This window comes from Ekhidna sp. ABH4_415, assembly GCF_056161305.1.
Window position 1 is genome coordinate 1 of sequence record NZ_JBSWYW010000052.1, and the last position, 201, is coordinate 201.

General features: G+C 59.7%; 1 protein-coding gene. It reads left to right on the plus strand.

The genetic code is table 11. The annotated features are described in order from the left end of the window. Window positions 1-201: hypothetical protein (locus tag ACXAH9_RS17270; RefSeq protein ID WP_474896099.1), on the plus strand; the 201-nt coding region annotated here is incomplete at both ends.

Genomic DNA, 201 nt, shown 5'->3' on the forward strand with positions numbered 1-201 from the left:
CGCTACGACGATCGACCCAAGTACGGGCAATGCGAGTGTGGCAGGTACTTTGGGTGTGACGGGCACCACGACGCTGGGCACGGCGAATATCACGACGGGCACGCTGACGACAGCTGATATTAACGGCGGCAACATTGACGGCACAGCGATCGGAGCGACCACTCCGGCGGCAGGAAGTTTTACGGTTACGAACACGGACAA